Genomic DNA, 5797 nt, shown 5'->3' with positions numbered 1-5797 from the left:
TGTATAAATGCACCCTTCTTGGAGTTCGCCCCCTGATAAAGGACCAACCCCTAATTCTGTTGCTTTATAAACCGGCTTGCCCTCTAAAGAATTAAGGGAGACTGTGGTTGCTCCAACATTCCTGCCCGTCGCCATAAAGCGCAAAACGATACCATTCTGATAACCTAAAAACTGTGAGGTGCTTGCAAGTCTTATCACACTCGTTTGTTGAACATGATCATTGGTAACAATCCCTTCAAGCGCACCACCCGTATCCGATAAATATTCCTTTACGCGTTGCATCATCACACGGGCGCTCTTATTCACACTGCTAGGATGCTGCCCCTCAGACCAATCAATTGAAGCATCACAACGCGTATTATCCGCCGCTCTAAGCGACCAATCATAAATCGTCGACATCTCTCATGAATCCTAATTTCGGTAAAATGGTCCGTAAAATGCCCGCATGAAGGGCGTCATCAAAAGGTTATCATCTTCATCACTCTCTTCTTCTTCCGAAGACTCTTCTTGCGATGCTAATTGTGATGCTAATAATGCCCGTAAAACCTCTAACATGTTGTCTCTATTGCCAAAACTTCTCTGTGCTATAGGACTTGCTCTATAAGGCTGCCCCCCATACATCTGTAGCACGCGGTTGACAAAATCACTTGCACGCATACCGCTGTTGCCACCATTCAAACCAACCGCATTACTGCCAACAATTTGCGCCGCATTGGCATGGGGATTTTGAAGAAGCCGCGCGGCTCCTCCTGCCCCTTGTTGATGGGCTAAATACAATTCCGCTTCACTAGGCGCTCTTCCCAACAGACGGCTTAAATGATTGCGATTATCAAGCGTCAACCGCCCCATGGCATCTGCCGCTTGCATGGGGTCAAAACGGTCTTGCAAACCATATTGTTTGGCTGTGCTGTCGATAAATTGATACAACCCACCCGCAGAAGAACGGGGATTCCTTGCATTCGGATTGCCTCCACTTTCCACTTGCGCAACACGGTATAAATAGCTTTCTGGTAAGCCATATCGCGCTGCTGCTTGACGGATCGCTTGGTCTACAGAAGAACTAGAACGGGTCATCGGTTAAACATCCTCACAACCTCGTTTCCACTTAATCTAAACAAATCAGAAAAACGCTTTTTCACCCACTCTTTCGTCGCATATCCCTTATGATGCGCATTTACCATACGTTGAATCAGATCGACAATTTGATCATTCTTAATCTGTGTTCCCCCTGTTAACAATTTGACAACATCCTTTTCAATACGTTCACGCTCTTTAGACGCTGCTTTTTTGAAAGGAATCCAAGAAGCCTTCCCAGCAGCTTTTGCTAATTGTATAGCTGCATCACGTTCACTCGTTGGAACACTAACATTATGCATAAAAGATATTTTTTCATCCGCTACACGACCTGGTATTCTATTATAAAAATCTGCATAATCGGCTTCTTTTTCGATAACCTTCTTGACCGCAGAAGCTTTATCGGCTCCATAAATCTTTGCAAATCGTTTATACAGATCATTCGTACCAAAAATCTCCTTTGCCTTGGATACTTCATCTTTTGTTTGCCCCATACCTTGTAAAAGTTCTGCCCTTGAGCCCTTTTTAAAGTATTCTTGTTGTGCCTTTGGTAATTCATCAAAGATTTTACTGAACTCATCCTTATTAACCGACTTGCTAAGGATTTTGGAACCTTCATCCATGGCATCTAAACGTGAACTATATTGATGATACAATGATCGTGCCTTCTTATATTTAGGCGATATATCATCCATAAGCTCTAATAACTTTTTCTGAATGCCAACTAAGGTATGAACTTTACTGTTATCTCCTATCTTCTCGGCTGCATCTCTCATAAGACCAAGTTTAACCTTCGTTTCATGGAGAACTCCCATGTTGGGCTTTTCTTTAAGGAGATTAAATTTTTCAGAAGAAAATGGATCAACTTCTTTGACCTTACTCGTGAATTCCTGTAGCCCTTCTTTATAAGCCTGTTTGAAATATGGACGCTTCATTAATTCATTAAGAGCGCCATAATGCTGTTCTCCTATTGGTATTTTTTTGGCTATTTCGTAAAGAGTATGTGGTTCTGCTTTCCTAATCGCGATAAGATCATTTTTTAAACCTGTGACATTTTGATGAGGAACAAAGTATTTATCAGCCGCCTGATGAATACGCTCCCCTCCTCCCAGCGCTCTCTGTTTAGCTCTCTTGGTTAAATCAAGATAAGCCCCTTGGTTTCTTTTCGCGATATCAAAAACAAGATCTTGTAAAAAAGGACTGTGATCAGCTACATAATCGGTAGAGACTGCATTCTTAAAAGATTTTCCTAGATCTTCAGAAGCTTCATTGCCTAAATGTTTACTGATTGCTCTTAACGTATCTGTTGCAACACCTTCTTTTGTATGAGAAGGAGAAAAAAGTCTTCGTATTCCACCAACAGTAGAACCAAGCATACTGCCTACAATATTTCCAGCCAATGCCCCGCCCATTCCTAAAGTTCCACCAGATGCCGTGGTTTGAAGTGTATTTAAAAGTCCTTCGCCTTCTCCTGCGCCATGTAATGCACCAGATGCTGCACCTACTTTAAGCAAATGAGGTAATGTTGTTTTGTTCGTGATGCCTAAAAACGGGCTTGCAAATCGACTTGGTAGTGACTGACCAGTTTTCAAAAAGGCTTGACCTAACTTTGACCCCGCCACATTCCTTGCAAGTGTAGGCGCTACAAGGCGTGCTCCTGAGGCTAACAACCCTCCTCCTAAAGTCGCAAGTGAAGGAATTGCCGACCCTAAAGCATTTCCAGCAAAAGAAGTCCAATAATGTTGATCACTCATCCTACGATAATAATCACGTAGTCTATTGGCTTCTTTCTCGTATTTTTCTATGGTTTTCTTATCTCCAGTCCAATAGTTGTAAAGCCCATTCAAAAAAGCACTTATTGCCCACTGATCATCAGAATCACGTCCTGCCGCTGTAATCCCCGCAATCTCATCATCTAAATTAAAACTCAATCCATGCTTTAAAGAGTTCCAAAAAGCTTCACTTTGCGTGATTTCGGGATGTTGAGATGATGTTTCGTATTCATCTTTAGGAATACGACGTATAACTCTTATTCCAGGACCAAAATCTGGAAATGGTTCCTCTACCGATGTTTCGTATTCCTCTTTAGGGATACGGCGTATAACTCTTATTCCAGGACCAAAATCTGGAAAATCTTGATGAGTATTATTATGATGAACCATTTATCTATCCCTAATAATGTCATATATATAGTTACCGTCTGGTATGGATACTCTTTCTCCAATAGCTAGTTTTTTAATATCTTCTCTGCTACTTATAGTTGGCAAGTTTTCAACACCTCCTTGCGGCATCGACTGATTAGCAGAGGAGTGACTAGCATCTTCACCTAGTAAATAGGCTTTTGCTTCAGGCGATAGTCTTGAAATAACATCTCTTATTTGATTCAGATTCCGCGTAAATAATTCTACATTCATATCAATGCTTAGTGCACCTAAAGAATGCTTTAGCATGTCAAGATCTTTATCACTGACATTTCCAAGTCCTACCCCTCCTGTCCTTGATAATTGCTTCAGTTCGTCTATACGATCACTTGCTATACGTTCCTTAATTGATTTCACGACTTTATCTGCACCATTTTCTTTCAATCCAGGAACAATGCTTTTAATCCAAGCAATCAGACCTGTTGCATACCCACCTTTTTCCTTAAGGTACTCATCAAGATATGTGAGATCTTTCAATAAAATACTTTTCCGTACTATATTATTTGCATATAGAGCTTTTGCACGTTCAGCTTCCTCATACGATTTACCACCTTCAACCATAATATATCTATATCCACCTGGTGCATTCGGATCTTCCACAAGCATCCTACCATCATTGGTAAATTGGGGATTCCTATTTCCACCGTTCACTTTTTGTAATAGAAAAGCATTCAACGCATCTTTATTCCCAGCTATGAACCGCGCTTCTTCTTCACTGTAGCCTTTGGACGTTAGATACTCGACGGTTTGATTGACTTGTTCTCTTCGTTTATCACCTTCATTAAGACGTCTCACACCACTTGCAAGTGTATCCCATCCAGAACCGCCTGAGGGCGCTGCCGACATACCTGCAAAAAGATCTTGAAGCTTTTTATAAAAATCAGACTCGACAAACTTTTCAAAACCAGTTCGAGTATCTACTGGAGAAGTTTGTGACTGTGGTGTTGGAGTTGGAGTTGGAGTTGCCTCTTCTATAGGCGTAAGTTGTTTAATCTCCTGTGCATTAGGGAGTGGTGGGTGATTACCTACGCCAAGTGGTATTTGCGCTTCTGCTTCAGGAACCGTATAGGGCTCTTTCTTCTCATGATAGATTCCATCAGGAACTACAGAACCTACGTTAAGAGAAGAAAGAGAACCTGTACTAAACGGTTTATTAATAGAAATCGCACTAGGAACAACGGGACCTTGATGCTGCTGTATTACTTTCTGCAACATATTCATTTTTTCAAATGGTCTCTCACCAAGCTTCGGAATAACCATTCCTAACAACTTTCGACCATAGATCTCTTTACGCTTTTCGCGCTCTCTTGCCTCCATCATTTCACGCTCTTCGCGTTCTCTTTCTTGCAAAAATATAGACCATGTCCTTTTATTACGTTTTACTGTAGGTGGGAGATGTGCACTATATTGTATTAAACCATCTGCTCCTATTCTAGACATTCTAACTAAAGGATGTTCACCTTGATCAGGAGGAATAAAAAAACGCGAAATATTATTTAACCAAGAACCTTTTTCCATTTCGTTCTTTCCTATACACCGAATTTTTTGCCTAAAAACGCTCCAAAAGGCTTAGAAATATCAGGAATCCCCATAAAACTTGTCGCAAGACCTGCTACTGCCGCAAAATTCTTCCAAGGGTCGTTACCATGCATCTTAGATTCTGACATATTATTCGTCGTCGTGCCGTAATTTCTTGCAAAACCATGACCGGCGTTCATAAGCATATTCAACCTATTCCAGCCCCTATTGTCTTGTTCCATCCAACGTTCTCTATTGGCATCAACAAGGCGTTGATTGTAGTCATTAAGAACAGATGACCCCTGCAACATATTCGAATAGGCATTATTGTAAGAGGGGAATAAGTTGCCTATCATGCCTAAGCGGTTTTCATTTAGTTGATCAATCATCGAATTGGCTTGCATCATATGCTGTAAATCTCTATCACGCTGGCGATACTTGATACGAGCTAATTCATCATTAAGCCCCCTCTGTAACTCATTGTTATGCGCACTAGAGCCATAAAGACCACTACCTAAAAACTGTCGATTAATACTATTTCTTATTTCACTTAAGCCCTCTTTAAGTTCCTCATCAAATTGAGAATTCGGTCCCATCAAACCACCAGATGCAATCCAGTTCAGGTTTCTCGCAGACGATGTTGGAGTATTCATCAAATGATTCATATAATTCTGATACTGATAAGGAATAGCTCCAAGACCTCCAATTGCTTGATAAGTTGGAGCACTTAAAGGTGCAACACGAGGTCCCCCATACACATTACCACCCATCCCTGTATTATACAGGTTATACGCATCTGCACTCCCACGCTTAAATACATTCTGCATCCAAGTAGGAGGGGCGCTTGTTTGTACCTGCTTCTGTTCTGTCGTTGCTGATCTACTGCTCCCCATGTCACAATTCCTTCCTATAATAAAGCATACCTATGCTGTAACCTTGCTTGTCCAATGCACGTTTCCAACCCAAACGACCCAAGATCTCCATTTCAGAAGCCCCATTCTCAC

General features: G+C 41.3%; 4 protein-coding genes and 1 pseudogene. All 5 read right to left on the bottom strand.

Features of this window, described 5'->3' with window-relative positions; all coding sequences use genetic code 11:
• Positions 1-399: pseudogene (locus ACFIMX_RS02840) on the bottom strand (phage tail protein); the annotation flags it as partial.
• 12 nt (positions 400-411) lie between these two features.
• Complete coding sequence (locus ACFIMX_RS02835) at positions 412-1074, bottom strand: transglycosylase SLT domain-containing protein (RefSeq protein WP_375694004.1); 663 nt, start codon at positions 1072-1074, stop codon at positions 412-414.
• The gene (locus ACFIMX_RS02830; RefSeq protein WP_375694003.1) at positions 1071-3236 is read right to left on the bottom strand and encodes a hypothetical protein; all 2166 of its coding nucleotides are present in this window, start codon (positions 3234-3236) and stop codon (positions 1071-1073) included. The genes ACFIMX_RS02835 and ACFIMX_RS02830 overlap by 4 nt, the downstream gene beginning before the upstream one ends.
• Positions 3237-4793 (bottom strand): hypothetical protein, encoded by a 1557-nt coding sequence (locus ACFIMX_RS02825; protein ID WP_375640216.1) that lies wholly within the window; start codon positions 4791-4793, stop codon positions 3237-3239.
• An 11-nt stretch (positions 4794-4804) separates the two neighbouring features.
• Positions 4805-5686 carry a hypothetical protein gene (locus tag ACFIMX_RS02820; RefSeq protein ID WP_375694002.1) on the bottom strand — a complete coding sequence of 294 codons (882 nt, stop codon included), beginning with the start codon at positions 5684-5686 and terminating at the stop codon, positions 4805-4807.
• Positions 5687-5797 lie beyond the last annotated feature (111 nt).

Origin of the sequence: Bartonella sp. AD24XZML (assembly GCF_042196485.1) — a bacterium.
In the GTDB taxonomy this organism is placed as follows: Bacteria; Pseudomonadota; Alphaproteobacteria; order Rhizobiales; family Rhizobiaceae; genus Bartonella.
Note: the sequence above shows the minus strand (reverse complement) of the source record. Positions and strands in the feature narration are given on the sequence as shown.